Annotated in this window: 4 protein-coding genes and 1 pseudogene; all 5 read right to left on the reverse strand. The window is 45.2% G+C overall.

Translation table 11 applies throughout. The features are described 5' to 3' along the window. A pseudogene (locus H6A12_RS12900) lies at positions 1–108 on the reverse strand (TraM recognition domain-containing protein); the annotation flags it as partial. Then, complete coding sequence (locus H6A12_RS12905) at positions 107–1858, reverse strand: VirB4 family type IV secretion system protein (protein WP_204448414.1); 1752 nt, start codon at positions 1856–1858, stop codon at positions 107–109. The pseudogene H6A12_RS12900 and the gene H6A12_RS12905, both read right to left, overlap by 2 nt. A 94-nt stretch (positions 1859–1952) precedes the next feature. Next, the gene (locus H6A12_RS12910; RefSeq protein WP_204448415.1) at positions 1953–2561 is read right to left on the reverse strand and encodes a hypothetical protein; all 609 of its coding nucleotides are present in this window, start codon (positions 2559–2561) and stop codon (positions 1953–1955) included. Positions 2562–2566: 5 nt separating this feature from the next. Beyond that, positions 2567–2827, reverse strand: coding sequence for a hypothetical protein (locus H6A12_RS12915; RefSeq protein ID WP_204448416.1), 261 nt, complete (start codon positions 2825–2827; stop codon positions 2567–2569). Then, on the reverse strand, positions 2824–3095 hold a 272-nt coding region (locus H6A12_RS12920), incomplete at its 5' end, for a hypothetical protein (RefSeq protein ID WP_204448417.1). The genes H6A12_RS12915 and H6A12_RS12920, both read right to left, overlap by 4 nt.

The raw sequence follows: 3095 nt of genomic DNA on the forward strand, positions 1-3095 counted from the left end.
GGTTTCTGCAGAAGTACTTTGCGGTGCAAATCCACCGAAGATAGTTAGCTGGGTATTGTCTACGATAATTTCTGCGCCTTCCTTGCCGTAGTTCTTTTCAAGCTGGCTACAGACAGGTTCCGCGTTCAGGATATTTGATCAGTTCATATTCGCTCGGCTCTAACTGCAATGTGTCTATAAATGCCTTTGCGTCAATGGAACCGGGGTTGAACATAAACTGATGAGTGGGGATTGCAAACAGCGGCTTTGTCAGCTCACAGACCTCCGGCATCAGAAAATCGTTGATATTCTGACTGGCAATGAGAATGGCAGAGTCTTTTTTTCGCACACGCTTCATTGCGTTTCGGATATATTCGATAGCGGTACGGTTGGTCAGATAGAGATATAATTCGTCAATCGCAGCAGCTGTATTTCCTTTGCCGAGAAGCTGGTTGCTCATATGAGAAAGAATGTTGAACAGCATAGCATCCTTCAGTCTGCGGTTGGTATCCATTAAGCCTTTGACGCCAAAACAGAGAAATTCATCATCCGTAATGTTGCTGTGCCCATTGAAATACTTAGATTCTGTCCCTACACACATAGAATGAATGCCGAGGCAGACTTCCTGCAGTGTTTCTTCGGTATAGAGATATTTTCTCTGCTTGTCGTAGGTCATAAATTCTTCTTCGCACAGCTTATACAAATCCTCCATGATCGGATAATCGGTCGGTTTCATTTTGCTGTAGTCTGTCGAGTCGGTTATGCCGAACCGGGCGTACAGTTTAGCCAGCAAGATTTCAATCGTGTCAATCTGACTATCGGTAAAATCCTTGTAACTGCGGAAAAAGTCTTTCAGGTATGCGATGTGCTGACTAAGCTTTGTCACCTTGCGGAATGCGGCAGGTGCTTCGGGATCATTGCTGCTGTCACTTCCATCACTCCACGCTTTCGGCTCTAACGGGTTTACGATATACTCACCGGACATGAAATCGATATAACAACCGCCGAGCGATTCAGTCAAATCTTGGTATTCCGCCTCGGCGTCCAGTACAATGACCGATTTACCGGATTCGCGCAGATTGGTCAGAATGAGTTTTAACAGATAACTTTTGCCCTGACCGGAGTTTCCGAGAATCAGGATATTGCTTGTGGTCTTATCCTCACTCCTGCGGTCAAAATCTACGAGGATGTTCGTACCGAACTTGTCCCTGCCGATATAGATACCACGTGGATCAGTCTTGCCGGAAAAGTTAAACGGATATAGATTTGCCACCGAACTGGCAGGCAGAACACGCTCATACTGTGCGCCAAACTGATTTGCGCCCACCGGCAGAACAGAGAGAAATCCTTCTTTCTGTCTGAGCGTCAGTCTGTCAACTGAGATTTTGGAGCGCGTCAGCTCCATCGCAATTTCGCTTTGCAACTCCTTCAGCTCATCCATGCTTTTTGCTTTCAGCTCGATGAACACAGAGCAGTGGAGAAGGGGTTCTCTGTTTTTTCTGAGATTGGCAAGCAATTCAATGACATCCTGCAGGTTTCCCTCTGCTTCAATGGTTTCGTTTACATCGTTTCCTCCCGACATCAGCTTGTTTTTCCTTGTGGCGTTCTGAATGATTTTTCTCTGCTCCATAGATTCCACAAGCCTATGATAAATACGGAGCGTGACACCGTTGCGGTCGGCAAGCTGACTTAGAATTGCTTGTTCCTCGGTAGACGGCGGATACTCTCTGATTGCCCACACACAGCGGTAACTGTCTCCGACGATATAATGATCGGAGAGGAACTTGATGGTGCCGGGCAGGATGCAGTCAAAAAAGTCCTTTGTGCGGATTTCCTCCATCTGCTCCGGTGTCAGCACCTTCGGTTTTCTTTTGAACATAGATTACCTCCTGACTGCCGCTTTGCAGACAGAAGGAAGCATATAAAAACAGCCGTTCTGCTGTCTGCAAAACGACTGATCTGTTTTTTAAAGATTATTCGGACAGTTCTGTTTCTTCTTCATCGTAACAGAATGACTCTCCGTCAATGTCCTGCATCTGATCTCCGTTCATACTGGCCTCAAAGTATATGGCAAGAAACCGTTTGATGTCAGCCTTTTTCATTCGCTGTACCTCGAAGCCCTGTTCGGAAATGATCTTTTCCGTGCGGTTGGCAGTTTGGAAGACCTGTTCCGGCTTCATGCCTTTGCACCGCATGATGAACAGGAATTGTCTCGCGGTTGCCATTTCAGCCTGCACATGATCAAGCATATCTACATCCTTTTTCAGAATTTTCCGCACCTTCGGATTCTGTTCCTCTGAAAGTCTCTGCTGCAGATAACTTTTGTTGTCATCAAAGCATTCGCAGGAGTCTGTACAGGTGATTTCAATGTTTGGAAGCGCAGACAGTACCATCAGCAAGTGGCGGATTTTGATTTCTACGCTCATATGGGACAACACCGATATATTGGTAGGCGCGACGAGATAAAAAAGAAGCTCGTTCTTATTTGTTTCGAGACCGTATTTTGTAAAAGTTTTGATACCCACCAGCTCCTGTGTGGAGCGTCCTTTTTTCTTTTTCTGCTGTTTTTCTTTTGCTGCCAAGCTGCTCACCTCCATTCAAAGTATTGCTGGGTTGATATAAAATACCGAACAGCATATTTGATAAAATCCAAAACGGTGGTATCCTCCATGCGAATTGTTAAAAATCCGTAGCAGAGTGTCACCGCCGCCGGAATGAAAAAGTGAAGCTGTACCAATGCCACTACCGACAATAGCGCAGCAATACAAAGAATTGTAAAATCCCGCAGTCCCCAAAGCCACAGATTTGCCGTCGCTTTAAGGTTTTGCGGATACAGGTATTGCGTCATATAATTCCTCCCATCGTTGGTTTCTCGTTAGAATGTTCGCCGTACAGGCCATCTGTCTCATAAAAGGTCAGACAGAATTCCTTCGGCGTTTGACCGAACACTTCGTTGATTTTTTCTGTGATCATATCTTTTATGAGCCTTGCTTCTGATTCGGTCGGCATATAATCTCTTTTGTTCTTTTTTTTGATTGCGTCTGTAAAGGTGGTGCTGTGTTTTGAATTTCTGAAATTCACAGGGATCGTCTCACTTTCGTTTATATATTTTTGGA

Origin of the sequence: Merdimmobilis hominis, assembly GCF_016901855.1 — a bacterium.
Classification (GTDB): domain Bacteria; phylum Bacillota; class Clostridia; order Oscillospirales; family Ruminococcaceae; genus Paludihabitans.